The sequence below is a fragment of the Chryseobacterium sp. MA9 genome (assembly GCF_024399315.1).
GTDB lineage: Bacteria > Bacteroidota > Bacteroidia > Flavobacteriales > Weeksellaceae > Chryseobacterium.
In genome coordinates this window covers 3,676,953-3,703,809 of sequence record NZ_CP075170.1, presented here as the reverse complement: position 1 = coordinate 3,703,809, position 26,857 = coordinate 3,676,953, and the positions used below count along the sequence as shown (strand labels likewise).

The 26,857-nt window shown below is 36.7% G+C and carries 24 protein-coding genes; 17 read left to right on the top strand and 7 right to left on the bottom strand.

Annotation, left to right across the window (positions count from 1 at the left end; translation table 11 throughout):
- Positions 1–14: 14 nt before the first annotated feature.
- The 8 genes from KIK00_RS16895 to KIK00_RS16860 all read left to right on the top strand — a co-directional run bounded on the left by KIK00_RS16895 (position 15) and on the right by KIK00_RS16860 (position 10,915).
- Positions 15–2,273: a T9SS type B sorting domain-containing protein gene (locus tag KIK00_RS16895; protein WP_255813526.1), complete on the top strand. Its 2,259-nt coding sequence runs from the start codon at positions 15–17 to the stop codon at positions 2,271–2,273.
- Positions 2,274–2,394: 121 nt separating this feature from the next.
- A complete protein-coding gene (locus KIK00_RS16890; RefSeq protein ID WP_255813525.1) occupies positions 2,395–3,021 on the top strand; it encodes an NAD(P)H-dependent oxidoreductase in 627 nt (208 codons plus the stop codon).
- Positions 3,022–3,054: 33 nt separating this feature from the next.
- Positions 3,055–4,626 (top strand): L-aspartate oxidase, encoded by a 1,572-nt coding sequence (nadB, locus tag KIK00_RS16885; protein WP_047376425.1) that lies wholly within the window; start codon positions 3,055–3,057, stop codon positions 4,624–4,626.
- Positions 4,627–4,638: 12 nt separating this feature from the next.
- The gene (gene nadC, locus KIK00_RS16880) at positions 4,639–5,499 is read left to right on the top strand and encodes a carboxylating nicotinate-nucleotide diphosphorylase (protein WP_255813524.1); all 861 of its coding nucleotides are present in this window, start codon (positions 4,639–4,641) and stop codon (positions 5,497–5,499) included.
- A gap of 208 nt (positions 5,500–5,707) precedes the next feature.
- Positions 5,708–8,293 carry a TonB-dependent receptor gene (locus tag KIK00_RS16875; RefSeq protein WP_255813523.1) on the top strand — a complete coding sequence of 862 codons (2,586 nt, stop codon included), beginning with the start codon at positions 5,708–5,710 and terminating at the stop codon, positions 8,291–8,293.
- An 86-nt stretch (positions 8,294–8,379) separates the two neighbouring features.
- Complete coding sequence (locus tag KIK00_RS16870; RefSeq protein ID WP_047427250.1) at positions 8,380–8,811, top strand: hypothetical protein; 432 nt, start codon at positions 8,380–8,382, stop codon at positions 8,809–8,811.
- Positions 8,812–8,878: 67 nt separating this feature from the next.
- Positions 8,879–9,871, top strand: coding sequence for an aspartate-semialdehyde dehydrogenase (locus KIK00_RS16865; protein WP_255813522.1), 993 nt, complete (start codon positions 8,879–8,881; stop codon positions 9,869–9,871).
- A gap of 57 nt (positions 9,872–9,928) precedes the next feature.
- Entirely contained in the window at positions 9,929–10,915 is a 987-nt protein-coding gene (locus KIK00_RS16860; protein WP_255813521.1) for a cation diffusion facilitator family transporter, read from the top strand.
- 10 nt (positions 10,916–10,925) lie between these two features.
- Here the strand turns inward: KIK00_RS16860 and KIK00_RS16855 are convergent, their stop codons facing one another.
- Both KIK00_RS16855 and xrtF read right to left on the bottom strand, forming a co-directional pair.
- Positions 10,926–11,366, bottom strand: coding sequence for an exosortase F system-associated protein (locus KIK00_RS16855; protein WP_255813520.1), 441 nt, complete (start codon positions 11,364–11,366; stop codon positions 10,926–10,928).
- A complete protein-coding gene (gene xrtF / locus KIK00_RS16850) occupies positions 11,353–11,883 on the bottom strand; it encodes an exosortase family protein XrtF (protein WP_255813519.1) in 531 nt (176 codons plus the stop codon). The genes KIK00_RS16855 and xrtF overlap by 14 nt, the downstream gene beginning before the upstream one ends.
- Positions 11,884–12,123: 240 nt before the next feature.
- On the opposite strand from xrtF, the gene KIK00_RS16845 reads away from it, so the two are divergent.
- The 6 genes from KIK00_RS16845 to KIK00_RS16820 all read left to right on the top strand — a co-directional run bounded on the left by KIK00_RS16845 (position 12,124) and on the right by KIK00_RS16820 (position 16,663).
- Entirely contained in the window at positions 12,124–13,149 is a 1,026-nt protein-coding gene (locus KIK00_RS16845) for an aminoglycoside phosphotransferase family protein (RefSeq protein ID WP_255813518.1), read from the top strand.
- Positions 13,150–13,345: 196 nt separating this feature from the next.
- Positions 13,346–13,762, top strand: a complete 417-nt coding sequence (locus KIK00_RS16840) for an RNase adapter RapZ (protein WP_255813517.1) — start codon at positions 13,346–13,348, stop codon at positions 13,760–13,762.
- 69 nt (positions 13,763–13,831) lie between these two features.
- Positions 13,832–14,545, top strand: a complete 714-nt coding sequence (locus KIK00_RS16835; protein ID WP_047376403.1) for a nucleotidyltransferase family protein — start codon at positions 13,832–13,834, stop codon at positions 14,543–14,545.
- An 8-nt stretch (positions 14,546–14,553) separates the two neighbouring features.
- Positions 14,554–15,306 carry a TIGR00730 family Rossman fold protein gene (locus KIK00_RS16830; protein WP_052184639.1) on the top strand — a complete coding sequence of 251 codons (753 nt, stop codon included), beginning with the start codon at positions 14,554–14,556 and terminating at the stop codon, positions 15,304–15,306.
- Between the two features lie 58 nt (positions 15,307–15,364).
- Positions 15,365–15,835 carry a DUF6702 family protein gene (locus KIK00_RS16825; RefSeq protein ID WP_228408605.1) on the top strand — a complete coding sequence of 157 codons (471 nt, stop codon included), beginning with the start codon at positions 15,365–15,367 and terminating at the stop codon, positions 15,833–15,835.
- A 276-nt stretch (positions 15,836–16,111) separates the two neighbouring features.
- Complete coding sequence (locus KIK00_RS16820; RefSeq protein ID WP_047422264.1) at positions 16,112–16,663, top strand: inclusion body family protein; 552 nt, start codon at positions 16,112–16,114, stop codon at positions 16,661–16,663.
- 44 nt (positions 16,664–16,707) lie between these two features.
- Here the strand turns inward: KIK00_RS16820 and KIK00_RS16815 are convergent, their stop codons facing one another.
- The 3 genes from KIK00_RS16815 to KIK00_RS16805 form a co-directional block, all read right to left on the bottom strand.
- Complete coding sequence (locus tag KIK00_RS16815; protein WP_255813515.1) at positions 16,708–17,214, bottom strand: hypothetical protein; 507 nt, start codon at positions 17,212–17,214, stop codon at positions 16,708–16,710.
- A gap of 150 nt (positions 17,215–17,364) precedes the next feature.
- On the bottom strand, positions 17,365–18,789 hold the full coding sequence (locus tag KIK00_RS16810; protein WP_255813514.1) for a DUF5689 domain-containing protein: 1,425 nt from the start codon (positions 18,787–18,789) through the stop codon (positions 17,365–17,367).
- Positions 18,790–18,815: 26 nt separating this feature from the next.
- The gene (locus KIK00_RS16805) at positions 18,816–21,692 is read right to left on the bottom strand and encodes a carboxypeptidase-like regulatory domain-containing protein (protein WP_255813513.1); all 2,877 of its coding nucleotides are present in this window, start codon (positions 21,690–21,692) and stop codon (positions 18,816–18,818) included.
- Between the two features lie 245 nt (positions 21,693–21,937).
- Between KIK00_RS16805 and KIK00_RS16800 the strand changes: the two genes are divergently transcribed.
- Both KIK00_RS16800 and KIK00_RS16795 read left to right on the top strand, forming a co-directional pair.
- Positions 21,938–23,128, top strand: coding sequence for an endonuclease (locus KIK00_RS16800; RefSeq protein ID WP_255813512.1), 1,191 nt, complete (start codon positions 21,938–21,940; stop codon positions 23,126–23,128).
- Positions 23,129–23,179: 51 nt separating this feature from the next.
- Entirely contained in the window at positions 23,180–23,599 is a 420-nt protein-coding gene (locus tag KIK00_RS16795) for a DUF6146 family protein (protein ID WP_255813511.1), read from the top strand.
- Positions 23,600–23,670: 71 nt separating this feature from the next.
- Here KIK00_RS16795 and KIK00_RS16790 read toward each other — a convergent pair whose 3' ends face one another.
- Positions 23,671–24,267 carry a superoxide dismutase gene (locus KIK00_RS16790; protein ID WP_255813510.1) on the bottom strand — a complete coding sequence of 199 codons (597 nt, stop codon included), beginning with the start codon at positions 24,265–24,267 and terminating at the stop codon, positions 23,671–23,673.
- A 197-nt stretch (positions 24,268–24,464) separates the two neighbouring features.
- Positions 24,465–26,315 carry a transcription termination factor Rho gene (gene rho / locus KIK00_RS16785; protein ID WP_255813509.1) on the bottom strand — a complete coding sequence of 617 codons (1,851 nt, stop codon included), beginning with the start codon at positions 26,313–26,315 and terminating at the stop codon, positions 24,465–24,467.
- 143 nt (positions 26,316–26,458) lie between these two features.
- Between rho and KIK00_RS16780 the strand changes: the two genes are divergently transcribed.
- The gene (locus KIK00_RS16780; protein ID WP_255813508.1) at positions 26,459–26,848 is read left to right on the top strand and encodes a DUF4293 family protein; all 390 of its coding nucleotides are present in this window, start codon (positions 26,459–26,461) and stop codon (positions 26,846–26,848) included.
- Positions 26,849–26,857 lie beyond the last annotated feature (9 nt).

Genomic DNA, 26,857 nt, shown 5'->3' with positions numbered 1-26,857 from the left:
ACAATCCATCCACTATGAAAAAAGATATACTCATTTTTGTACTGACTATCTTATTATGCTTGCCGGGAAGCTTATTTTCACAAACCTACCAACTTACCGGAAACCCTGTAAACACAACGGGCTGGGATCTTGTCTCTGATGCTATCGTAAGCGGAGACTTTGTAAGACTTACAACCGATCAAACCAGCAGATACGGGGCTGTAAAATTATCCACTCCTATCACTCTGAGCTATTGTGATAAATGGAAAGTGGAATTCGATTTCAGAATTGACGGAAACGGAACTACTCAGTTTGGAAAAGGAGATGGCTTTACCTTTTGGTATCTTGCCAATCCACCTACAGGATTCGTTTCAGGAGGAGGACTTGGTATCCCGGCGAATGCTTCCGGCCTAATGGTTGGTTTTGATATTTTCAACAACACTACTGAAGGCCAGATGAGTAAAGTTCATATTCTTTACGGTACCAATAATACAGCTGGTAACAATATCGAGTTCAATACCACTCCTGGAAGTACATACCATTCTCAGGACCTTATCGCTACTCAACCATTTGTAGGAGACACGTACAGACACGTTGAAGTAAACGGAGAAACAGACCTTACCAATCCCACAAACTGGATTATCAAAGTAAGGATAAACGGCGTACTTATCGTAGATCAGTCTTTTGCTCCTTCCGGAGGTGCAGTAGGAATGTCACAAGGATATTTTGGTTTTTCTGCAGCAACCGGAGGTGCCAGCGCAAGACATTCTATTAAAGATGTTAAAGTATTCGTAGATAAAGTTCCTATTTTAAGTAATACGGTAACTCCTTTCGTATGTACAAATCCTGCTACCGGAAATGGTGTAGTGGATCTTACTTCTTTTAACTCTCAATTTGTGAATAATCCTGGAAACTATATTTTCACTTATTATGTTTTGGGAAGCTCCACGCCTATCGCCAATCCTGCTAGTTTCCAATATTCAGGAAACACCACCATCAAGGTTGTTGTAAAGGATCCTACTTCTACTCTTTGTGATAATGGTGACGGAGTCATTCAGCTTAATCCTACCCCATTTGCCGCAACGGACGCCAGCCTTACCGGATGTAATAACAACAATGCTGGAACAGCGACCTTTGATCTTAACTCCGCTGCTGTAACAACTGTTGCGGGAGTTACCAAGGAATTCTACCCTACATTATATGACCTTAATAATGGTACAAACCAAATTACAAACCCTTCAGCCTACGCTTCTGCAGCAGCTACGATATATGTAAAGGTAACTACTCCTCAGGGTTGTGTAAGTACAGCTAAAGTTACTCTGAACATCTACCCTATTGTTGTTGTCAACGATACCGAAATAAAATCATGCTTTATAGAAACCAATCCATCTATGGCATCTTTTAATCTTACAGGAGCTATCGTTTCCCAAGGTGGACTTACAAAAGAATATTACCCTTCATTAGCCGACGCAATCAGTGGAACTAATGCAATCTCTACTCCGGCGGCATACATTGCTCCTAATGGGGTTGTTTACATTAAAGTATTCAGTGCAAACGGATGTTATTCAATTGCTAAAGTTACTTTAACTGTTATCCCTCCAGTTTTCTCAAGAACATTACTTGATCAGACGATCTGTATAGAAAATACAACAACATTAGATGCAGGAGCTGGTTTCAAAAGCTATGAATGGAGCACAGGTGCCACCACTCAATCTATCAAAAATGTAGGAGTAGGCACTTATTGGGTGAAACTTAAAACCGGAGATTGTATTGCGACGCAAAAAGTAACAGTATATCCTTCCGATAATCCGGTTATTACCACTGTTGATATTTCAGGAAGTACAGTAACGATATACGCCAATGGGGGAACTCCTCCATACCAGTATTCAATGGACAATATCAACTGGCAGGATTCCAATATCTTTACCAATATTGCCAGAGGAGAAGCTAAAGTATATGTAAGAGACGGCTATAATTGCGTTCCTGTTGAAGTTAATATTACTGTACCAAATCTGATCAACGTGATCACTCCTAATGATGACGGTATTAATGATTTTGTTGATTATTCTGCACTTGCTAATAAACAGAATCTGGAAATAGGTATCTTCGACAGGTATGGCTACAAAATGTTCCAGGCCGATAAAACCAATGGCTACAAATGGGCAGGTACCACTAATGGAAGTAAAAAAGTTCCTACAGGAAATTACTGGTATTCTGTTTCATGGAATGAAAATAACAAAAACAGTACTCCGATAAAATTCTCAGGTTGGATTGTTGTAAAAAACAGAGAATAATTACACTTTCCATCACATCAAAAGAATCACCCTGCCAGCCAGGGTGATTTTTTGTATTAACAGGGCGGAGATATTTCATTTTAAAGACTCTTTATTCATATTCAATTCTTAAATTTGTCCTATGAATTATTTGGAAGCTTTAAGCAGAAGATATTCTGTAAAAAAATTCAATCATCAGATTATTCCTCAGGAAACTCTTCACAATATTCTTGAGTCAGGAAAGCTGTCTGCCAGTTCGCTGGGACTTCAGCCTTATAAAATTGTGATTGTTGAGAGTGAAGAAATGAAGCAGAAACTGATTCCGGCTTTCTATAATCCTTCCCAGATATCCACCTGTTCTCATCTTATCGTTATCATTTCAAAGAAAATTATTGAAGAGAACTATATCCGGGGGTATTTTAATCATATTTCTGAAGTAAGAGATACTCCCGTTGAAAAACTGGATCCTTTCAGAAACAGTATTAATCAGCATATCACCCAGAAGACACAGGATGAAATCTTCAACTGGGCAGAAAAACAGTCCTATATAGTATTGGCTAATCTTATGTATGCCGCTGCTATTGAAAATATAGACTCCTGCCCTATGGAAGGCTTCCGCCAGGATCTTATAGAAGAAATTCTGAATATCAATCCCGAAACAGAAAAAGTAACCGTTACCCTCGCTTTAGGCTACCGTTCTGAAGAAGACCTTTTCCAGCACATGAAAAAAGTAAGGAAACCAAACGAAAAATTGTTTAAATTTATTTAATCGTTTTTAAACGATTGTACCTAAAGCCAGCATATGATAAAAGCGGATGTATTAGTAATCGGTTCCGGCATTTCCGGACTTTCCTATGCCATTAAAGTTTCTGAACAGCTCCCTGATGCCAAAATCATTATTGTAACAAAATCTGACGAAGATGAAAGCAATACCAAATATGCACAAGGCGGTCTGGCTGTTGTTACAGATTTTCAGAATGACAACTTCCAAAAACATATTGACGATACAATGCGTGCCGGTGACGGGGAAAACAAGCGCGATGTCGTAGAAATGGTAGTAAGAGAAGCTCCTGCAAGATTCAACGAAATTGTAGAATGGGGTGCCCAATTTGACATGAAGAACGGCAAATTCGCTTTAGGAAGAGAAGGAGGCCATACAGAAAACAGAATCGTACACCACAAAGATATTACAGGATTTGAAATTGAAAGAGCTTTGCTGGAAACAGCCAATAGCAGCCCGAATATCGAAATCCTCGACCATCATTATGTAATTGATATTATTACACAGCACCATGTTCCTGGAAAAGAACTCAACGAAGGAGATATCCATTGCTATGGCGCTTATATTCTGGATGAAAAATCCAAGACCATCAAAAAAATTACCTCTAAAATAACTCTGGTTGCAACAGGAGGTGCCGGACATGTTTATAAAAACACCACCAATCCTACTATTGCTACAGGAGACGGAATTGCCTTTGTAGCCCGTGCAAAAGGAAAGGTTTCCAATATGCAGTATTACCAGTTCCACCCAACAGCTTTGTACAGCAAAATGGATGGAATGTTGTTTTTAATTTCAGAAGCCGTTCGTGGAGACGGAGCAAAATTAAGAACCAAAAGGGGTGAAAAATTCATGCATAAGTATGATGAACGTGAAGAATTAGCATCCAGAGACATTGTTGCAAGAGCCATCGACGCCGAAATGAAAATTACCGGTGACGAATTTGTTGGCTTAGACTGCAAGGAAATGAACCATGAAAAATTCTTAGAACATTTTCCCAATATTTATAAAAAATGCAGAGACGAAGGAATTGATCCCTTCACTCAATTAATCCCTGTTGTACCAGCCTGCCACTATCTAATGGGTGGGATTGAAGTTGACAGAGACGGACAGTCTTCCATCAGAAATCTTTTTGCTGTGGGTGAATGTACCAACTCAGGACTTCACGGAGCCAACAGACTTGCATCCAACTCTCTTCTTGAAGGCTTGGTTTTCGGACACAATGCTGCCATGAAAACAGTAGAACTTTTGAATGAAAACAGTTTCAACTTTGATGATCTGAAAGCCGTTCCTGAATGGGATGAAGAAGGAATGAAAATCATGGATGAAATGGTCATCGTAAGCTATCTCAGAAAGCAGCTTCAGGAAATGATGAGTGACCTTGTAGGTATTGTAAGAAGTAACAGACGTCTGAACATGGCACTCCAGAAACACCAGGAAATTGCTGCTGCTGTGGATGAAATCTATCACTACTCTATTCTTTCCCCTCAGCTGTCAGAATTAAGAAACTTAACAACCGTTGCTCACCTCATCATTACCCAATCCATGGAAATGACAGAGAATAAGGGAGCGTTTTATAATAAAGATTTAGTCTAAAAGTATCACACAATGAAAAGACCAGCATACGTAACAGATAAAGCATTAAAGACATTTATAAAAAACGCCCTTGAAGAAGATATTCAGGACGGAGACCACTCTACCTTATCTACCATACCCCAAGATCTTGTACAAAGTGCAAAGCTTTTGGTAAAACAGGACTGTATTCTTGCAGGTGTTGAGCTGGCTGAGATCATTTTCAATACTTTTGACAAAAATCTGAAAATTGAAGTTTTCATTAAAGATGGAACTCCTTGTAAATTTGGCGATGTAGCACTTATTGTAACAGGAAGTGCAAGATCTATCCTTTCCACTGAGAGATTCGTTCTCAACTGTATGCAGAGAATGAGCGGTATTGCCACCCTTACTCATGACTGGGACTCAAGATTGGTAGGTACAAAAACTAAACTTTTAGACACAAGAAAAACGACTCCAAACTTCAGAATGTGTGAAAAATGGGCAGTTGCCATAGGTGGCGGAACCAATCACAGATATGGACTTTATGACATGATCATGCTGAAAGACAACCACATTGACTACAATGGAAGCATCACCAATGCAGTGGCAATGGCAAAGGATTACGTTAAAAAGAATAAGAAAAAGTTAAAAATAGAGGTCGAAACAAGAAACCTTGAAGAAGTTCAGGAGGCAATCAATGCAAAAGTTGACAGAATTATGCTTGACAATATGGATGTAAATACCATGAAACAGGCGGTAAAAATGATTAACGGCTCATGTGAATCTGAAGCTTCAGGCGGAATTACCCGTGATATGCTTAAAGAAATTGCTTCAACAGGGGTAACATTTATCTCTGTAGGAGCCCTTACACACTCTGCTGAGAATATAGATTTGAGTCTCAAAGCAGTGAAATAGCGTTGAATTTTTAACAAAAACACCCCCACTTTGTTAAAAATTCAATAACATGACTTTTTTCATAAAAAAATTCAATTTTTAGCCACAACACTGTGTTTCAGCTCATTAACATTATTAAGACTGATTAAAAATTAACATTGAGTTAATAATAGTTAAATTTTATTTCGCGAATTTTGCAGAAAATTAAATCTAACTATTACTAACGATTATGAAATTAATCAACAAATCGATACTAACTGCGGTTATTACATTATCTACAGCTAGTGTTTATTACGCTCAACAAGTTCAGGACACAGTGCAAACTAAGTCCAAAGATATTGACGAGGTAATTTTAAGAGGTGTTACGGATATCGCTAAAGATAGAAAAACACCTGTTGCAGCTTCTACCATTAAAGCAGCACAACTTGCAGAAAGATTAGGTAACCAGGAGTTACCCGAGATTTTGAATACTACTCCGTCAGTTTATGCTACAAAATCCGGAGGTGGTTTTGGTGATGGAGGTCTTACAATCAGAGGTTTCGAATCTAGAAACATTGCTGTAATGGTAAACGGTATGCCAGTTAACGATATGGAAGGTGGTGCTGTTTATTTCTCAAACTGGACTGGGCTATCTGATGTAACAAGTACATTACAGGTTCAGAGAGGTTTAGGTTCTTCTAAATTAGCTATTGCTTCTGTAGGAGGAACAGTAAACTTCCTTACCCGTTCTGCTGATATGAAAAAAGGAGGGGTAATCAGATTAGGTGTTGGTAACAACGATTATTTAAAAACTTCATTTTCTTACAATACAGGAAAATCTAAAGATGGTGTTTCTGCATCATTCTTAATGAGCAGACAAGCTGGAGGTACTTATATTGAAAATACTGATTATGAATCTTATGCATATTTCTTTGCATTAGGTTATGAAATCAATAAAAAACATAACTTACAGTTTACGATAACATCTGCTCCTCAATGGCACGATCAGAGAACTTTTGCTCCTACAATCCAAAACTATATCAACTATAACCCTGATCATGACGGATCTCCTTACAGAAGATATAATTCAGATTTTGGATATTATACGGATGCAAACGGAAATAAAGTTGCTTTAGCAAACAGATCAAACTACTATGCTAAGCCGGTAATGATGCTAAACTGGGACTGGACAATGAATGAAAAGTCAAAGCTAAGTACAGTTTTATACATGTCTAACGGTAGAGGTGGTGGAACAGGTGACTTAGGTAGAGTAGGAGGAAAAGGAATGACTGATTTCTACGATACAGCCGGCCACTTCAACTATGATGCTATTTTTGCAGCTAACGCAGCAGTTAATTTGAATACTGCAGGTGCAGGAAGTACTTTGGTTCGTAGATCAAATATCAACTCTCACAACTGGTATGGTATTTTGGCTAACTTCCAACATAAAATCAATGACAACTGGAACTTCTCAATAGGTACAGATGACAGATATTACTATGGTTACCACTATCAGGTTCTTACAGATCTTTACGGAGCTGCAGGATATAAAGATGCTGCTAACAAAAACATCACGGCACCTAGAATCGTAAATACACTTTATGATTATAAAAAACTTACCTGGAATCCTTTCGGAGGAAAATTAGCTCCAGCTGAAGATCAGGTAGGATACAGCAACGACGGAGAAGTACTTTGGTACAGTGGATTTGCACAGGTAGAATATAATAAAGACAATCTATCTGCATTCTTACAAGGTTCCGTGTCTAACCAAGGTTATCAGAGAATTGACAACTATGTAGTAGACGGAAGTACATTAAAAGGACAAACAGTAAACACGAAAACAGGATTTAAAAATATTTTCGGATATAACATTAAAGGGGGTGCTAACTATAACATCAATGAGCAACATAACGTTTTTGCTAACTTAGGATATTATAGCAAGCAGCCATTCCTTAACACTGTTTACCCAAGCAACCAGCAGCTTATTAATCCTTATCTTACTAACGAGAAAATTTCTTCTGCTGAAATTGGTTATGGATTCAGATCTGCAAAATTCACTGCAAATGTTAACGTATACAGAACACAGTGGAAAGACAGATGGTTAAGAAAAACAGGTCAGACTTTCACTTTAGCAGACGGTTCAACTACTACAGGTTATTCTGAAATCAATGGTATTACTGAAATTCACCAGGGAGTAGAATTTGACGGAGTTTACAAACCAAACCGTTTCTTAGAAATTCAAGGGATGTTCTCTTGGGGAGATTATTATTACAAAGGAAATGCTAGTGTAGCTTCTTTCGATGACAACAATAATCCTGTTACTTTAGCTGGTTCAGGAGGTAATGAACTATATTTAGATAAAGTAAAAGTAGGAGGTTCAAGCAACAACAGTATCCCTCAGATGACTGCATCATTAGGACTTACTGTAAAACCTGTAAAAGATCTTAATATCTTTGGAACTTGGAGATATGTAGGTAAACTTTATTCTACTATTGACGCGGGAACATTCACAAATATTTCAGCTCAGGAAAAAGGAGTATTGAAATTACCTGATTTCAACTTATTCGATGTAGGTTTCTCTTACAAAATCAGATTACAGAACGAATCTCAGTATTTCACTATTGGAGCTAACGTTTATAACTTGTTTGATAAAATTTATATTTCTGATTCTGCAACAAGTATATTCGGAACAGATAAAATTACAGCAAACAATGATCCTGATAAAGGAAAAACTTATGAAGAAGCTGGTAGAATGTACAATGGTATTGCAACTGGTAACCGTGCTTATTTCGGTTTCGGAACTACTTGGGCAGCAACATTATCATTCAACTTCTAATAATATCACAATATTAGATTTTATAAATATCAATCCCGGCTTTGAGCCGGGATTTTTGTTATCTTTGTGTACAAAAAAATAGGATTATGGATTTTTACAACATTTTACTTAATGCCCACAAAGGTTTCGGGTATCTTGAAATTCTTTTGGTAGCATTATTTATCATTGCACTTTTAGCTACCATGTTTGGTTTCAGTGGAAAAGTGAACAAATTTTTGAAGAAAACAACTCTTTTCACAATGATTTTCTTCCACGTTCAGTTTTTATTGGGAATCATTATGTTGATCACAACTTTCAGCAAAGGATTAAACATGGGAGAAGTAATGAAAAATGCAGCATTGAGATTCCAATATGTTGAACACCCATTCTCTATGCTTATTGCAGCAGTTTTGATGACTATTGTCAACAAAAAAGTAAAATCCAATGATACTATTTCTTTAGGAGTAGTGATTATGGGGCTGATTGCGGTAGGTTTATTTGCATTTGCGTTCCCTTGGACAAGAGTCTTTGGAGCTTAAAACAGACAAAGAAATTATATGCGTTATAATTTATAAATAGTTTAATCTTAAATTTTTAATTAAATCAATGAAAGTAGCTGTAGTAGGTTCAACAGGAATGGTTGGACAAGTTATGCTTAAAGTTTTGGAGGAGAGAAACTTCCCTGTAACAGAATTAATCCCGGTAGCATCCGAAAGATCTGTAGGCAAGAAGGTGAAGTATAAACAGAAGGAATTTACCATCGTAAGCATGAAGGACGCTATAGCTGCCAAACCGGATATTGCAATCTTCTCTGCAGGTGGTTCTACTTCCCTTGAATTTGCACCTCTATTTGCAGAAGCAGGAATCACAGTAATTGATAATTCTTCTGCATGGAGAATGGATCCTGACAAAAAATTAGTCGTTCCTGAGATCAATGCTGATGTTTTAACAAAAGAAGATAAAATCATCGCAAATCCGAATTGTTCTACCATCCAATTGGTAATGGTTCTGGGACCTTTGAACAAAAAATATGATTTAAAAAGAGTAATCGTTTCTACCTACCAATCTGTAACAGGAACAGGGAAAGCTGCCGTAGATCAGTTAAACGGAGAAATCAACGGAGATGATTCAGTTGCAAAAGTATATCCTTATCAGATATTCAAAAATGCATTGCCACACTGTGATGTATTCTCTGATGATGATTACACGAAAGAAGAGATTAAACTGATGAAGGAGCCTAAGAAAATTTTAGGAGATGATACCTTCAACTTAACAGCAACCGCTGTAAGAGTTCCAGTTCAGGGAGGACATTCTGAAAGTGTAAACATTGAATTCGAAAATGAATTTGAGCTGGATGAAGTAAGAAAAATCTTATCTGAAACTCCTGGCGTAATCGTAATGGATGATGTGAAAAACAACCACTATCCGATGCCTTTATATTCGGAAGGAAAAGATGAAGTTTTCGTAGGAAGAATCAGAAGGGATCTGTCACAGCCCAAAACGCTCAACCTCTGGATTGTAGCAGATAATCTGAGGAAAGGAGCAGCAACAAACGCTGTACAAATTGCAGAATACCTTGTAGCTAACAACTTAGTATAAACTAACAAAATAAAAAAGAGTCTCAAAATTGAGATTCTTTTTTTTATCAAACTTTATATGAATACCCACAAAGAGAAAATAGGATTCCAAAAACTTATTGCAGTATTTGGAGTTATCCTTTTTATCGGAAAGATTATTGCCTGGAAACTCACCAATTCCGATGCAGTATTTTCCGACGCCATGGAGAGTATTGTCAATGTCATCAGTGCATTCATGGGACTTTATTCCCTTCACCTTGCAGCTAAACCAAAGGATGAAGATCACCCTTATGGTCACGGAAAAGTAGAATTCGTGACTTCTGGTATTGAAGGAGCTCTTATTGCTATTGCCGGCGTTATGATCATCTATGAAGGAATTCACAGCCTTATCATAGGAAAAGCCCTAAGTAAAATAGATCTTGGGATATGGATTATTGCTGCCACTGCAATTATAAATTATCTACTGGGGTATATTTCTATAAAGAAAGGAGAAAGAGAAAATTCTCTGGTTCTTGTTTCATCCGGTAAACATCTTCAGTCCGATACCATTACCACTCTTGGAGTAGTGGCCAGCTTAATTATTGTTTATTTCACTAAAATTTATTGGCTGGATTCTGTAGTGGCGCTCACTTTCGGTCTTTATATTATATTCGTAGGCTATAAAATTGTTCGAAAATCTTTAAGTGGCATTATGGATGAGCAGGATCCTGAAATACTAAATCAGGTCATTAGAATCCTTGAAGAAAACAGACACGTAGAATGGATAGATGTACACAATATGAAAATTCAGCAGTTTGGTTCTTCTCTACACATTGATGCTCACATAACACTGCCATGGTATTACGACCTTCGTGATGCCCATGGAGAAATGGAAAAAGTAATTATTCTTCTTGCCAAAAATATGAAACGCAGTATTGAGTTCAATTTCCATATGGATGACTGTAAACCGATTTCATGCCCGGTATGTCAGATCAAAGACTGTCCTGTCCGTGAGAAAGACTTTGTGAAACGTGTAGAATGGACTCCTGAAAATGTAACCAGTGTGGATAAACATACCGTAGAATAGATAAATTCACTTACCTAACCTCTTTATCCGTCATCTGTTTTCTGTAATAAAATATGGGAACAATCAGCATTATAATTAATGGCTGAATTACAAATCTTCTCATATAAAAAGAAAAAAGATATCCTATCTCAAATCTGTCAGAAATACAATACAGATAAATTGGAAGAGAAATCATAAATACAATGATCATCATCACAGCACCCTGCAATGTCCATTGTTTGTTTTTAAATAAACCATAGATAATCAGGCAGGAAAACAAAAGATTTAAAACAAATCTAAATAAATGTCCGCCAATCAGCCTTCCCCATTCAAATCCGGGGAATTCAATATTTTTATTCGCTTCATGAAAGTAATCTAGAAACGGGTCATAAAAAATAGTCCCCTCCAGAACTCTTACACTTATCAACCCGCAGATTCCTGCTAAAACCAGAAGCCAACTAAGAATTTTCATGTTTTAATGCAAAAAATTTAATCCAGACCAGCCAAAGTACAACGACACTTCCATAAATAATGGCAGGAAAAATAAAATCATGGAACATTTTACCATATTCCTTATGATCTGTCATGACGATATTCAATCCTACGATTCTCAGAAGATTCATTATGTACAGTATAATCAACCCTGCTCCAACAAAGACAAAGGTCTTTATCCCTTTATAAAAAGCAAAAACAAAAGAAACAAACAGAATGATAACAGAAACAGCATTGCAGCCCTCCACCATTCTCGTCTCATAACGTTGTTTAACATAAAACCAAACCTGCTCATTCTTTACATCATCATAAAGTTCCGTAGGATAACCTATGGCATTCTGCAAAGCAGCCACCTGATTGGCAATTATTCTTGAAAAAGAATCCAACCCGGAATCTTTACCGCCATTCAGATAGAACTGATAGGCAAAAAGCAATACCAGGTAAATAATAATGAAACGCAATAAGATACCTAAAACAGGTTTAAAGTCTTTCAGCATACTGCAAAGATAAAAATTAGACTGTAATATCCTGAATTTGAATTGAGAAACTTAAAAAACACCAATCAGATCCTGCGATTATGTATATAAACCTGAAAAATTTTCTTTAAAACACTCCATAAAATAAATATTCAACACTTCTTTAAAACCCTCATTACAACCGTCTCTTCTCTTCACATTTTCAATTCTTTAAACTATAATTCCCAACTCATGTTAATTTAGTATATTTGTTTCCATATTATGACTTCTGAAAACGCAAAACGATTTTTTGAAAACCATTTGGGTAAAAAATCTTCCGAATTTGTCACATTAGCTCAAAGCGGCTCTGCGAGAGTAAATTTCCTGGCCACTACCGGCACTGAAAAATACATCATCACGTACAATGAAAATATTCCGGAAAATGAGAGCTTTCTTTACTATTCCGAAGTATTTTCAAATTTAAAGCTTAATACCCCCTCTATTCTTGCTGTTTCTGATGACAGAACAATGTACATCCAGGAATTTTTGGGACATCATACCCTTTCGGAGGTCATTACAAGAGAACAGCAATCTCCCGCCGTAAGGTCTTTGGTACAACAGACTTTGGAGCGTCTTTTCAAAATGCAGACACAGACACAGGGAAAAATTGATTTTTCAAAAACCTTCGAGTATGAAAGTTATGATGAACTGCCAGTGATTCATGATCTTTATTATTTTAAAAACTTTGTAGCCGACTTTCTGGAGCTTGAATACAACAAATCGACACTTTTAAAGGAATTCAAAAAGATCGCATTACTCATTGAAAATCTTGAGCCTAAAGGAATCATGATCCGAGACTTCCAGGCAAGAAATATCATGGTAAATGAAAAGAATGAAGTTTCTTTCATCGATTACCAGTCTGCAATGAAAGGCCCGTTAATGTACGACGTCATCTCTTTTCTTTTTCAGGCTAAAGCCAACTTCACAGAAGATTTCAAACAGGAAATGCTGGAATTTTATATAGAGCTGTTTGAAAATCCTGAAATAAGAACTCAACTAAAAGATGCGGTGAGGCCTATTCAGATGATGAGATTTTTACAGGTTTTGGGAGCTTACGGATTCCGGGGACTGATTCAAAGAAAACAGCATTTTATGGCCAGCCTTGAAAAAGGGATTCAGAATATTACACAATTTGCAGAGTCATGGGAACAGATGAATCATTATCCGGAGCTGAAGAAGGTAATTCAACAGTTGACATCAGAGAAGGCAAAACAAAAAATTGAAGAAATAATTAATTCAACCCATTAAGTTACTTACATGAATGTTCTTAAAAAGCCACAAGGTCTTCTTATTAACTTTTTTACCAACAATATTACCAAGTCAATGAAACCCTTTATTAATGATTTTTTTAAAGAACTTCCTGACTAAATTTTGATTTATCAAAATCTTAACTTACCTTAAAAACCAAATGAACCTTAATGGTTTAAAAATTTAAAGAAAGAATATGCTACACATCGAGATACACAGTTTTTCATACAAGAAAGGAGGAATTCCCAAAGATAATTCAGGAAACGGAGGCGGTTTTGCTTTTGACTGCCGTGGAATTTTAAATCCCGGAAGAATTGAAGAATATAAAATACAAACCGGAAATGATATCGGAGTTCAGGAATATCTGGAGACAAAAACGGAAATGCCAAAGTTTTTAGAATTGGTAAAATCCCTTGTTTCTATCAATATCGACAACTACCTTGAAAGAGGATTTGAACATCTTCAAATCAACTTCGGATGTACAGGTGGACAGCACAGATCGGTATATTCCGCTATAAAAATTGCTGAATTTATCAAAGAAAAATATCCTGAAGGAACTGAGATAACCCTTCACCACGATGAACAGCCGCAACTGAACATTAGTAATGAGTAATGAGCAATCAATAATTTCCACATTAGTTTTTATATTACTCATTACCAACCATTCATTACCTATACTATTATGAAAGCTCTAATTTTTGCAGCAGGAAAAGGGACCAGACTTAAACCGTTTACAGATCATCATCCGAAAGCTTTGGCAAAAGTAAACGAAATTCCTCTTCTGGAAAGAAATATTACTTATCTGAAAAGTTTCGGAATAAAGGATTTTGTGATTAACATCCATCATTTTGGAGATCAGATTGTTGATTTTTTAAATAAAAATAATAATTTCGGATGCAGGATTGAAATCTCTGATGAAACCAACGAACTTCTTGAAACAGGAGGTGGCTTGATTTTTGCGAGAAAATTTCTTGATCATGGAGAAGATTTTTTAATCATGAATGCGGATATCCTCACTGACCTGAACATCAATGCGTTGGTGGAATATCACAAAAAGATAAAAGATTTTGCTACTTTAGCGGTTTCAGACAGAGAAAGCTCGAGAAAACTCCTTTTCAATGATGATATGGTTTTGAGAGGCTGGCTGAATGTACAAACTGGTGAACAAAGGCTGGCTGAATTCAACAAAGGCTTTAAAGCTCTTGCTTTCAGCGGAATTCACTGTATCAATCCTACGATCTTCGAAAAAATAAAAAGAACAGGCAAATTTTCTGTTATGGAAGAATATCTGGACCTTATGCAGACCGAGCATATACACGGTTTTGTACATGACAGTATTCTTATCGATGTCGGAAGACCTTCATCTGTAACAGAAGCCGAAAAACACTTTAAATAAATTTTGCAATGGAAATTGATGGAACTAGAGATGAAAGTTTAATAAATCCGGAACTTGACATTAACGAAACAAAACTACATAACAGTTTCAGACAAAAAACCTGGGACGAAACAATCGCCAAAGACAGCTGGATGGTCTTCAAGGTCATGGCTGAATTTGTTGACGGTTACGAAAAACTAGCCAAGATTGGCCCATGTGTTTCTATATTTGGCTCTGCCCGACTGAAGCCAGAGAACAAATATTATGAAATGGCCGTGGATATTGCGGAAAAGATCACCAAATTAGGTTTCGGAATTATTACCGGAGGCGGCCCGGGGGTTATGGAAGCAGGAAACAAAGGAGCTTTCAACGCTAAAGGAAAATCTATCGGACTGAATATTGATCTTCCTTTTGAACAGCACTTTAATCCTTATATCAATAAATCTTATTCTATGAATTTTGATTACTTTTTCGTGAGAAAAGTAATGTTTGTAAAATATTCTCAGGGTTTTGTAGTAATGCCGGGCGGTTTCGGGACTTTGGATGAACTTACTGAAGCAATGACTCTTATTCAAACCAACAAAATAGGAAAATTTCCCATTGTTCTGGTAGGAAGTGAATTCTGGGGAGGATTATTGGATTGGTTCAAAGCAACTTTGTTAAAAGAAGGAATGATTGCTGAAGATGATCTGGATCTTTATCGTGTGGTAGATACCGCTGACGAGGCTGTAGCACATATTAAAGCCTTTTATGATAAGTATTCTGTGAATGTGAATTTTTAATTGGCATATTATTTGTGACTTATAACTAACAAGTATGATTGTAAATCTATTAATTAAGATGAAAAAACTTTTATATATATCAGGAATTTTAACATTTTTTGTGTTAATGAGTTTTATGTATGTAGACTTTTTCTCTTCAATGACCAAAGTGGATTATGTTGATGGAAGCAAGACATTGAAGTTTACCACAAAAATGAATACAAGCCACATCTCTGATGCCATCAAGATCAACCCCAACACGGCTGGATTTGAAGCGGAGGTAAAAAAATATGTGAACAATAATTTTGATGTGTTTGTCAATGGTGCTCCTAAAACGATAACCTTCACAGGAAGTCAGGTCAGTGGAGAAACTGTATGGGTGTATTTTGAAACCGGAGGCGTTTCAGATATCAACACCTTAAAGATTAAAAATACGATCCTTTTAAGCGCTTTTCCTAAGCAGATCAATCTGGTGAACATCGCCTACAAAGGCAGCCAGAAAACAATGAACTTTCAAAGAGGAAAAGAAGTGAATGAGGTTTCTTTTTAACGTGAATTAGATTTAACCATTATAAAATGGGTACCCTGGAAAGTAAAATTTTCAGGGTATTTTTTTGTTGAAACACAAACAAGTCACATTAAAGAGATTAATTACGTACAAATACTTAACTGTGAATTTCAGCATTTACACTATAACATTTTCATTATCAGCAATGTACATTTGTATTGTAATTACAACCAAACGTGAAGCCGGAATCACTTTAATAACGGGGCGAAATCTGAAAAGCCAAATGAGTAAGAAATACCAAACTAAAAACGAAATATCATGGACGATGCAACACTTAAATCATCGAGTCAGGCAATAGATGTCCTGATCGTAATTGACACGGATTATGTACGAGCAAATTATAAAAGCCCCAGTACGGATCCAAACAGACCTGTAGGAATTGACCATAACAGCCAGCATATGATTGTTTCCAATGCCAATGCTATCTCAGGACAGGGTTCTGCTGACTTGAACTTCAGCGCAAGAGCCGGAGATACAGTTTCTTTCAGAGGAACATCCATCTACCAGAATTCGGATGATGCAGTTATTATTTATAATATTAAATACTGGTCAGGAGATCAGGTTTTTAATAATTTCGTATACAATTCTGTGAGAAGAAAGCAAGCTGCTGTACCAGATGTAAATTCTTTAAATGGCCTCCCGGCCACCTCTGCAGATATCAGCTTTGCCAGTATTGACTCAAAAGTTAGATCTACTGGAAAAGAGAACTTCTATGTACAGTTCGGACTTTACATTTTAGACCCGAATGACAGTAACAAACAGATTTTGTACGGTTACTTTTACTGGGATCCAACAATTACGGTTAAGTAAACGAAAATAAATAAAACCACTGCTGATGCGGTGGTTTTTGTTTTTTAAACGGTCCCAAATCCACTATTCCATAAAAGCACTGCAAGATCCAGCTCACTGATATTAAAATCATTCTGATAATCCTTAAAACCTGGTTTACTTTTCAATTCTTCGATGGCTTTTTCTGCTTTTTCTAAAGATGAAAATACTCCGATATATCTTTCGTCATCCAAAAAAGTGTGTATTGTATAATAATGGCTGACACTGAAAACAGTATTTAAACCTAATTCTTTGATTGAAATGTGATTCTCATCTATTACATCTCCTTTTTCAATATAGTCACGTCCTATTTCACCAATTACCTCCTCAAACCCTTCATTCCAATGTATTTTATCCAGTATATAACAATCTGTAACAAAACAATCCGGATAATCCCTGAATCCAGGCATAAGAATGGCTTTTGCTTTTAGCTCTTCCAAATCCTCAAGGCTATTGGAAAAGCCCAGAAATTTAGTATCTGTATGAGAATCATCGGTATAGGTATGATTCAAAGCATAAATGAAATATTCCATATAAAATATAGCTTCTTGGTTTAAAACTGTTTTTAAAAATATAAATTCTTGGGCTTTTTGAAATCAAAAAATATTAAAATAAAATCGGGCAGCTCGTACGAGCTGCCCGATTTCTATAAAGTATATTAGAATATATTTTATCCTAATGAATTACTCAATTTTGATATTGTCAATCTGAAGATCATATATTCCGTCTTTTCCTGTTTTTAGGGCAAACATAGTTTTTCCAGAAGTAATGTTAAGATCGGTAAGACCTGTAAGGGTAAGCTCAATCAGCCTCCATTGTCCATTCGTATTGATTGACCCGGTATATGAATTAGTACTTTCAGGGCTTAAAGTAGCACCTGTAGAGAATGTTCCTAAATTGAATGTATAGAAAGCAGACGTATTAGGAGCTAGTGGTGTTGCTCTGTATACATTGAAAGAAAGTGATTTTCCTGATGCAGTACCTTTGATATACATTGTAATTCTCTTTGGAGTCGCTGGTATTCCTGACGCAGCATTCGCTGTAAATACATAGTCATTATTAGCAGGTGTCCCTTTAATCTGAAGAGAATTTGTCCCGTTATACCCCAAACCAATACCTTGAGATGCATAAGGCATAAGCCCAAAGCTATTTAAACTTGACAGGAAAGATGCCCAGTTTTCAAAATCAGAGCTTGGGAAAAGATTTACGGCATTAGCAGATGGAAGCTCCGGCTCCCCTGGCGTGAATCTGGCGTTCGGGAAGTTAATATCATTAAGATCTCTTATATAAGCCTGATCTGTGAAAACCGTCGCGTTATTTGAGCTTGTAAAACGGCTTAAAACAAGAACAATATCACCACTTTTTTCAAATTTAGGAGCGATCGGAGATTTTCCAAAAGTTGAAAAGTTACTGAAACGAAGATCTAATCTTCCTGCTTTTTTATCCGTAATATAACGGTCTCCTGTAGCTGATTCGTCAGCAAAGTTCTTTGTCAATTCAGGCTCTTCAAACTGAACGTTTTTTATTTTCACAAGCTGATTAATGTGCGCACCGTTTTTCAGAGCATCAGAGATAAAGTTGAACTCTAATGGTTTCATTGCGGCTACTACAGGCTTCTGTCCGTCGCAAACTCTTGCCATGTAATTTGAAACTTTACTTGGGTTGATTCTACCGATAGGATAGTTAGGATCATAAGTACCTACTTTAATGTTTCCATTAACTCCTTGAACGATCAATCCTTTAAGGTTGATTCTTACTAAAGCTCCTACTGGGTAATCAAGATATTGGCTTGCACCATCAATGTCAATCTCAATACCTTGTGTCGGGTTTTCAGGCTTATCCTGAAGGAACATCATTTTGTAAAGATTTCCGGATTCATCACTTGAAGAAACGTAAGCTTCTACGATGAAATCTTCTTTAATGATATCGGCTTCACCAGGTTTTGCTTTTGCAATGGTTGTAATCTCAGATAACTGGTGGTTAGCCGCTGCAAATTTGTTAGTACATTTGATTTCCGGCACGTCATAATCATCAGTTTTTACACAAGACGAGAACGCCAGCATTGAAATGGCTGTAAAGATCGCCGCTTTAAAATATATATTTTTCATTGTTTTCGATTTTTAATTTAATTTTTTTAGAATCTGAATTGAAGGTTAACAAAATAAGATCTACCCTGATTATACCAGTATTTAGGAGCGAATACCATATTTCCGCTGTCATAATCATTAGCATAGTCAGTATAGTTGACGTTTCTCGTCTGCTCAAATCCACCTGTAATAAAGTTTCTGTTATTAAGGATATTATTTACAGATGCTGACACCAACACATAATACTTACCAATCATCCAGGATTTCCCTGCATTCACATTGAAGAAGAATGCTGAAGGTAATTTTGTAGGAGTCAGAATTCTTGCAAGCTCTTCCTCAGTTACGTTATCATAAGGTACTCCCGGTGTATTAGGGTTCGTATAGAATCTGTCTGTTCTGGTTACCGGAGACGGATCAAGGAATGAGTGACCGAAGTAGTTCCATGTTGCTCCCACCCACCAGTATTTAGGGCTGCTGTAACGAAGGCCTAATGTATATGCCTCCTGAGGAGTTCCGCCCTGTCTGTAGTTTTTAAGTGTAGCTTCTCCCATATTGGTATAAGATCTAGATACGATATTTCCGTTTCCGTCAAGTTCTCTGAATGTTCCAACAGCGTCAGATGCAAAATAAACAGTAGGGTTATTAGTATAAGTATATTGTCCTACACTTAATAATCCACTTGCTGTCAAAGTTGGGGTAACTTTCACCTGTGCTCCAAGTTCAATACCCATATTTCTCTTATTGGCTCCTGCCAATACCTGTGTAATGAAAGCACCATCCTGTACCGGAGTCTGATCTCCGCTTTCGGTCAGAGTAGTCAACTTAACTCCCTGTGCAAAGTATCTTTGTACACTTGTTTCGTTTTGAGTGTTAACAAGGTAACCTGTCAATCTCAGTTTTACAATCGGAGTAGAAATTACGTAGCTCAAATCGTTGGCATCAACAACAACGTTCTTGATTCCCGGAGTGGTAACACCACTTACTCTTGTATTAAAATAAATATCATTTAAGAAAGGAGATTGTGAAAAGTAAGCTCCGTTATAAACCAAAAAGTTTCTACCATTGATCTTGTAAGTAACCTGCCCTTTAACCCCTGCATTCCAGAAGTTTTGGTCTGCTCCTTTTCCGTAAGAAGACTCATACAGATAGTGTTGGAATAAACCTTCTCTGCTGTTTGTAGTATAACCAAATAATCCGGAAACAAAAACATCGAATTTTCCTGTTGAGAATTTGAAAGCAGGGTTTATTTTAAATTCCTGTCTTCTGAAAATATAACTGTATCCTATTTTATCACCTTCTCTTTTAGCAACATCAGTATCATTTTCTCTAGTATTAAACTTACCCCAAACACTTCCAGCTGTTGTATTGGATGCAAACGGGTCCATATTCAGTGCAAAATCAGCACCCAAAAGGTCGTTTACTTCTCTGTACTGTTCAGATCTGTAATTTTGGTAAGATAAGTTTAAAATGAAACGGGATGTATCGCTAAAGTTATAAGTATAATGAGTAGACAGATTCCATACTTTATCATCTTTTACGTCATCTACAAGATAATAAGCGGCTCTTCTTCCTCCAAACATAGCATTGTACTCTACGTTTCTGTTGGCATTATAAAGATTATCCCAGTTTATCTGTGTATGAGACTGATCATCATTGGTCCACCAATCTCTCGTAATTCCGATGTTGGCAGTCTGCTCCGGAGACGGATCTTTATAGTTTAACCAATAGCTTGGTAAATTACGGTAATAGGTTGGAGACGGGTTATTAGCTCTGTACCAATCCAATCTCGAGCTGTACTCTTTACCAAACTGATAAGAAACAGAGGTCCATAGCTGAGAGTTTTTATTGATTTTCCAGAAATCCTGCAATTGGATCATTGGCTGGAAACCTCTTTTCACTCTCTCATTTCTTTTATCTCCATTTTGCCATCCCCAATAAGAGTTGTAGTGAACTCCTCTGAAGTCATATACTTCCTGAGTACTTGGACTTGAAGAGCTTCTTGCATATTTAGAACCTATGGCATTTAAAGTCATGGTATGGCTATCACTGAATTTCTTCTCAATACCAATATATCCACTGTATGCATCATAAGCAGTACCATCCTGGATCCCTTCCTGTGCCCATCTTCTTGCAATCATTCCGGTAAATGCCCATCCATTCTTATTCATTCCGGAGGAAAATCTATAAGATAATCTGTTCATATAATTTCTGTTGGTCAGAGAGTATGTCAGCTGGCTTCCTTTTCTGTACTCACTGGCTTTAGTATTTTTATAAAATACTCCGGTAGTTCCTCCGAAAGCATATTCGGAAGGCGCATGGTTAGCTGCAATTTCCGGGTAACGGGTAATTTCGTTCAATCCTCCCCAGGTACTGAAGTCTACGTCTCCATTATCTGCAGCGGCCATAGAAATCCCGTTGATCATATTCTCACCTGTTCTGCTATCAATTCCTCTTGGGCGGAACCAGTATGGTCCTAAATCGAAACTTGCAATTCTGTTGAATACATCCTGAGAAGACTGTAGTAATCCTACAGTTGCAGTTTGCTGTGCACCTCCGCCATCACTTTCTCCTGAATCCTCCACAATAGCTAAACCCTGATCTGCACCACTCAATGCAGAATAAAGAGTAATTACTCCAAGATCTTTTCTCTTCTCATTAGTAGTTACATCAAATTCAAAAATTTTAGTTTCAAAATTGGGCTTTGTAACCATAATTTGATAATGTCCCGGCATCAAGTCAGTAAATTGAAAATAACCGATTTTGTCTGCCGTTGCATCATTTCCTGCTCCTTTTAAATCTACACTTGCTTGCTCAACAGGCTTGCCATCCGCATCCTTAAGATACGCATACACTGTTGTCTGCGCATAATAATATGAAGCAGGCAGCAAAGTAAATAAAGAGATTAATGATAGTTTTTTAATCATGAGTATATTTATTTTTTTAATACTTTTCTTGTTAATTTTCAACAGTTTAAAAGTTGGGGGCACAAATTTAATCAAATTTTGTAATTCACAACTTTTTTAACCCTATTTTTCCTTAACATTGCAAGCTTTTAAGAATCATTATATAAATGATATTGAAATAATTGCTTTTAAATTTACAAATATTTAAAATGCAGTGAATTAAAAAAAGTAAATTTGTAAATTAAATAGTATTAATAATAACTAAGATGAAGAGATTTTCGAGTCTGTTTGCCGTCATTATTTCGATCATGGCATTTTCACAGCAACAAGGAAAACTGAGAAAAGTAGCTACCGTAGGTTTTTTAAATGTAGAAAACCTGTGGGACACTATCCGTTCAGCGGATTATATTGATGGAACCAAAGACATTAAAAATCCTGCTTTTCACAGAAGTATTCCTATAGATTCTATCAAACTTCTGGAAGCTGAAAAATATGACGGGCCATGGAGTGATGGTGCTTTAATTGGTAAAAAAGTAGTGAGAGAACAAGGTGGTTCTGAAGAGTTTACCCCAAAAAGCGCAAAGAACTACGGAACTAAAATTTACAAAGCAAAATTGGCCAACGAAGCCAAAGTAATTTCTGAAATGGGAGCACAGTATACCAAAACAGCTCCTGCAGTAGTTGGGTTAATTGAGGTTGAAAACAGACAGGTCATCCAGGATCTTATCAACGAACCTGCTTTAAAGAAATATGATTACGGAATCATTCATTACAACTCTTATGACTACAGAGGAATTGACGTTGCATTGATCTATCAGAAAAGAAGATTCACTCCTACCAACTCATTAAAAAAAGAACTGAAAATATACGGTGACAACGGAAGAAGAGAATATACGAGAGATATCCTTGTTGTAACAGGATTTTTAGATAATGAAAAAGTGGCATTCTTTATGAACCACTGGCCTTCAAGAAGAGGAGGTGAAGCAATTTCTTTACCTAAAAGAAATGCTGCTGCAGCTTTATTGAAACAACAGATGGACAGTATAAGAGCTGCAGACCCAACAACGAAGCTTTTTGCAATGGGTGACTTTAATGATGATCCCGTAAGCCCAAGTTTAAAAAACCACCTGAAAGCTCAGGCAGCACCTAAAGATTTAAGTGAAGAAACACCATACCTTAATCTGATGTATCCTTTATATAAGAAAGGAGTGGCATCTCTTGCCTATCAGGACGCACCGAACCTGTTTGATCAGATTATTGTTTCTAAAAATGTAATTTCAGATCAGGTAACTAAAGAATATTCTGTATACAAAACAGAAATTTTCGCACCGGCTTATTTAGTTAATAAAGAGGGAAATTATAAAGGGTATCCATTCAGATCCTGGAATGGAGACCAGTTCACAGGAGGATACAGTGACCACTTCCCGGCATTTGTAGTTCTCCAGAAAGAACCGTAAAAAAGTTAGGCACTCTTATTGGAGTGCTTTTTTTATGTAAATACCTTAATCATGAAAAATATTATTTTATTGGTATTGATAGCATTGATACCTTACAGCTGTTTTTCTCAGGAAACACCAAAGAAAGATAAAGAGCAACATGAAATGAAGCCTTCTAAAAACGAAGACGGAGAATGGGATCTTACGGTCATCGATACGCAATTTGATTATTTTTTGAGTGCCGTTGCCAAACCCATCAGCCAGTATACAGAATCTTATCTGAAGACGAAAAACACATTTTTGGTGAACGAATGGAACAGTTATTATAATTCCGGGAGATACAGAAATATCATAGAATCCGGGATAGATTATAATCCTCAGGAAAATTACGGGATCAAGTTTGAATATAAGTTATATCAGGTTTTCGTATATGTGAACTGGAAATATAAACTCAGAATGAATGGATTATCCGGCAGTGATGCGATAAGGTAAATTTTAAATAATACTCTACAAAAAAGGTTCAGAGCAATTCTGAACCTTTTCATTTTTATAATAGCTGAAAATTATTTATTGAATAATTCTTCTACTTTATCCCAGTTTACTACATCGAAGAATGCAGAAACATAATCAGGTCTTCTGTTTTGGTAGTTTAAATAATAAGCGTGCTCCCAAACGTCTAATCCTAAAACCGGAGTTCCTTTAACGTCTGCTACAGGCATTAATGGATTGTCCTGGTTAGGTGTAGAAGAAACAGATACAGAACCGTCAGCATTTTTTACTAACCAAGCCCATCCTGAACCAAATCTTGTTTTAGCAGCATCAGAAAAATCAGTTTTGAATTTCTCAAGACCTCCGTAGTTTTCAATAGCAGTTTTTACATTTCCTACTGGCTCCTTGCTTCCTCCTGGAGTTAAAATCTCCCAGAATAAAGAGTGGTTGAAGTGTCCTCCTCCATTGTTTCTTACTGCCGGCTTATCAGTTCCTGTCTGACAGATTTCTTCGATCGTTTTTCCTGCTAGTTCAGTTCCTTCGATTGCTTTATTTAAATTGTCAATATATGCCTGGTGGTGTTTTGTATGGTGGATTTCCATAGTTCTTGCATCAATAGTCGGCTCTAATGCATCATATGCATATCCTAGTTTTGGTAATTCAAATGACATAATCTTTATTTTTAATGTTATAACCCAAAAATAGCCAATATTTAAGCTATTATCAAGGATTGTAGATTACTTTAATAAATCTTTAACATTGATACATTGATTTAGAATGAATTAAGTTTTAATTTTTTTTATTTACAACCAACAAAAAGCACGAACCAAATGATCCGTGCTTTCCATTTAACAATATTAAATTAAATTTATTTATTCATAGACATCAGGAATTCTTCATTATTGAGAGTTCCTTTGATGTTCTTATTTACAAATTCCATAGCTTCTACAGGATTCATTTCAGAAAGATATTTTCTGAAGATCCACATTCTCTGAGAAGTTACTTCGTCCAGAAGCAGATCATCTCTACGGGTGCTGGAAGAAATTAAGTCAATAGCAGGATAAATTCTTCTGTTAGCAATTTTTCTGTCTAGCTGAAGCTCCATGTTACCAGTACCTTTGAATTCTTCAAAGATTACTTCATCCATTTTAGATCCTGTATCAATCAATGCAGTTGCAATAATCGTCAGAGATCCTCCTCCTTCGATTTTTCTTGCTGCTCCAAAGAATCTTTTCGGTTTGTGGAGAGCATTGGCATCTACCCCTCCGGAAAGAACTTTACCTGATGCAGGAGTTACCGTGTTGTATGCTCTTGCCAATCTTGTAATAGAATCCAGTAAGATTACTACATCGTGCCCGCATTCTACCATTCTTTGTGCTTTTGCAAGAACAAGGTTGGCTACTTTCACGTGTTTTTCAGCTGCCTCATCAAATGTAGAAGCAATAACTTCTGCATTTACACTTCTTTCCATATCAGTAACTTCTTCCGGACGTTCATCAATCAAAAGAACCATCATATATACTTCCGGGTGGTTGGCTGCAATAGAATTAGCAATATCTTTAAGTAACATCGTCTTACCTGTTTTAGGCTGTGCAACGATCATTGCTCTCTGACCTTTTCCGATAGGTGCAAATAAATCTACAATTCTGGTAGAAATGGTAGATCCGCTTCCAGTTAAATTGAATTTTTCTTCCGGGAAAAGCGGAGTAAGATATTCAAAAGCAACACGATCCTTGATGAATGCAAGGTCACGTCCGTTTACTTCTGTAGGTTTTAATAATGAAAAGTATTTTTCACCTTCTTTTGGAAGTCTTACAATACCTTTCACTGTATCTCCGGTTTTCAACCCATAATTCCTGATCTGCGCTGTAGATACATACACATCATCCGGAGAGGAGATATAGCTGAAATCTGATGAACGTAAAAATCCGTAGTTATCCGGTAAAATTTCCAAAACACCTTCAATACTTACCAATCCATCGAAATTGAATTCTTTTTTATGGTCATGCTGCTCCTCTGCCTTTTCAGAATGTCTGTTTTGATTCTGATTCTGATTTTGGTTTTGGTTTTGATGCTGCTGGTGTTGTTGTTGGTTTTGGTTTTTATGTTGGTTTCCACTGTTCTGTGGATGGTTGTGTCCTTTTTGAGGTCTGTTAGCCTGTTGTTGAGGATTGTTAGGCTTTTCATCAGCCTGAGCAGGCTCTTGAGATTCTGTGTTTTTTGGAGCTTCTGTTTTTTCCTGAGATACTTCTGTGTTACCTGTATTGGTAGAAACTCTTTTTCTTTTCTTTTTAGCCTGGGCGCTTGCTGCGGACTCTTCTGTTATTGCAGCTACTTCAGCTTTGGGTTCTTCCGGTTTTACTTCTTCAGAAGCGGGTACCTTTTCTTCTACTTTTTCTTCTGCTTTAGGTTCTTCTGCCGGGGCTTTTGTATTTGTATTTGTGTTTGTTTTTGGCTTGGCTGCCGGTTTTTTCGGGGCAGCTTTTCTTGCCGGGGCTTTAGCAGGTTTATCTGCTGGGGCCTCTTCAGTAGTTACACTGGTGGTTTCTGTGGCGTTGAAATAATCTTTTGCAACTTTAGGGTTAGAAGCCTGAAAGTCAAGAATAGCAAAGATCTTGTCATTGTCATTGCTTGTTCTTGCAACTTTAACGCCCAAATCTTTTAAGATTTTAGTCAGTTCCGTTACGGATTTTGACCTTAACGTTTCTATGTTAAACATATTTATGTAAAAATGTAATTAATTGTGAGTAAGAAAAGTAAGTCCGGCGACTTTGGTTTTCAAGTACATTGTATAATGCAAATCTACACTTATTTTTGAATTGTGCAAAATTTATGTTATTTTTGCCAAGAATTTAATATTCAATGCTACAGAGAATACAAACTATATGGACTTTATTAGCAGTTTTAGCTGCTGTTTTCCTTTTTATAACGGGACAGGATGTTGTCATTTCAGACAGTATTCCTTTACTTAATATCGGCTGTATAGTGCTGGTTATTACCGGAGCATTAAGTATTTTTAGTTTTAAAAACAGAAAAAGACAAATTTTGCTGAATACCATCAGCATCATTATAAACGTTTTGTTGATTGGTGTATTGGCGTACTGGTTACTAAACTTATCCGGAGGAATTCATTTTCCTGAGAAGGGTATTGAGCCGATTTTCCCATTAATTGCGGTAATCTGTCTGCTTATTGCAAACATTTACATCCGTAAAGATGAGAGGCTCGTAAAATCTGTAGACAGACTTCGATAGCCTTACAAC

What these genes read in the sequence shown, in the direction of transcription:
- KIK00_RS16895 (WP_255813526.1), top strand. Translation starts at nt 15, where the DNA reads ATGAAAAAAGATATACTCATTTTTGTACTGACTATCTTATTATGCTTG.
- KIK00_RS16890 (WP_255813525.1), top strand. Translation starts at nt 2,395, where the DNA reads ATGAATTATTTGGAAGCTTTAAGCAGAAGATATTCTGTAAAAAAATTC.
- nadB (WP_047376425.1), top strand. Translation starts at nt 3,055, where the DNA reads ATGATAAAAGCGGATGTATTAGTAATCGGTTCCGGCATTTCCGGACTT.
- nadC (WP_255813524.1), top strand. Translation starts at nt 4,639, where the DNA reads ATGAAAAGACCAGCATACGTAACAGATAAAGCATTAAAGACATTTATA.
- KIK00_RS16875 (WP_255813523.1), top strand. Translation starts at nt 5,708, where the DNA reads ATGAAATTAATCAACAAATCGATACTAACTGCGGTTATTACATTATCT.
- KIK00_RS16870 (WP_047427250.1), top strand. Translation starts at nt 8,380, where the DNA reads ATGGATTTTTACAACATTTTACTTAATGCCCACAAAGGTTTCGGGTAT.
- KIK00_RS16865 (WP_255813522.1), top strand. Translation starts at nt 8,879, where the DNA reads ATGAAAGTAGCTGTAGTAGGTTCAACAGGAATGGTTGGACAAGTTATG.
- KIK00_RS16860 (WP_255813521.1), top strand. Translation starts at nt 9,929, where the DNA reads ATGAATACCCACAAAGAGAAAATAGGATTCCAAAAACTTATTGCAGTA.
- KIK00_RS16855 (WP_255813520.1), bottom strand. Translation starts at nt 11,366, where the DNA reads ATGAAAATTCTTAGTTGGCTTCTGGTTTTAGCAGGAATCTGCGGGTTG.
- xrtF (WP_255813519.1), bottom strand. Translation starts at nt 11,883, where the DNA reads ATGCTGAAAGACTTTAAACCTGTTTTAGGTATCTTATTGCGTTTCATT.
- KIK00_RS16845 (WP_255813518.1), top strand. Translation starts at nt 12,124, where the DNA reads ATGACTTCTGAAAACGCAAAACGATTTTTTGAAAACCATTTGGGTAAA.
- KIK00_RS16840 (WP_255813517.1), top strand. Translation starts at nt 13,346, where the DNA reads ATGCTACACATCGAGATACACAGTTTTTCATACAAGAAAGGAGGAATT.
- KIK00_RS16835 (WP_047376403.1), top strand. Translation starts at nt 13,832, where the DNA reads ATGAAAGCTCTAATTTTTGCAGCAGGAAAAGGGACCAGACTTAAACCG.
- KIK00_RS16830 (WP_052184639.1), top strand. Translation starts at nt 14,554, where the DNA reads ATGGAAATTGATGGAACTAGAGATGAAAGTTTAATAAATCCGGAACTT.
- KIK00_RS16825 (WP_228408605.1), top strand. Translation starts at nt 15,365, where the DNA reads ATGAAAAAACTTTTATATATATCAGGAATTTTAACATTTTTTGTGTTA.
- KIK00_RS16820 (WP_047422264.1), top strand. Translation starts at nt 16,112, where the DNA reads ATGGACGATGCAACACTTAAATCATCGAGTCAGGCAATAGATGTCCTG.
- KIK00_RS16815 (WP_255813515.1), bottom strand. Translation starts at nt 17,214, where the DNA reads ATGGAATATTTCATTTATGCTTTGAATCATACCTATACCGATGATTCT.
- KIK00_RS16810 (WP_255813514.1), bottom strand. Translation starts at nt 18,789, where the DNA reads ATGAAAAATATATATTTTAAAGCGGCGATCTTTACAGCCATTTCAATG.
- KIK00_RS16805 (WP_255813513.1), bottom strand. Translation starts at nt 21,692, where the DNA reads ATGATTAAAAAACTATCATTAATCTCTTTATTTACTTTGCTGCCTGCT.
- KIK00_RS16800 (WP_255813512.1), top strand. Translation starts at nt 21,938, where the DNA reads ATGAAGAGATTTTCGAGTCTGTTTGCCGTCATTATTTCGATCATGGCA.
- KIK00_RS16795 (WP_255813511.1), top strand. Translation starts at nt 23,180, where the DNA reads ATGAAAAATATTATTTTATTGGTATTGATAGCATTGATACCTTACAGC.
- KIK00_RS16790 (WP_255813510.1), bottom strand. Translation starts at nt 24,267, where the DNA reads ATGTCATTTGAATTACCAAAACTAGGATATGCATATGATGCATTAGAG.
- rho (WP_255813509.1), bottom strand. Translation starts at nt 26,315, where the DNA reads ATGTTTAACATAGAAACGTTAAGGTCAAAATCCGTAACGGAACTGACT.
- KIK00_RS16780 (WP_255813508.1), top strand. Translation starts at nt 26,459, where the DNA reads ATGCTACAGAGAATACAAACTATATGGACTTTATTAGCAGTTTTAGCT.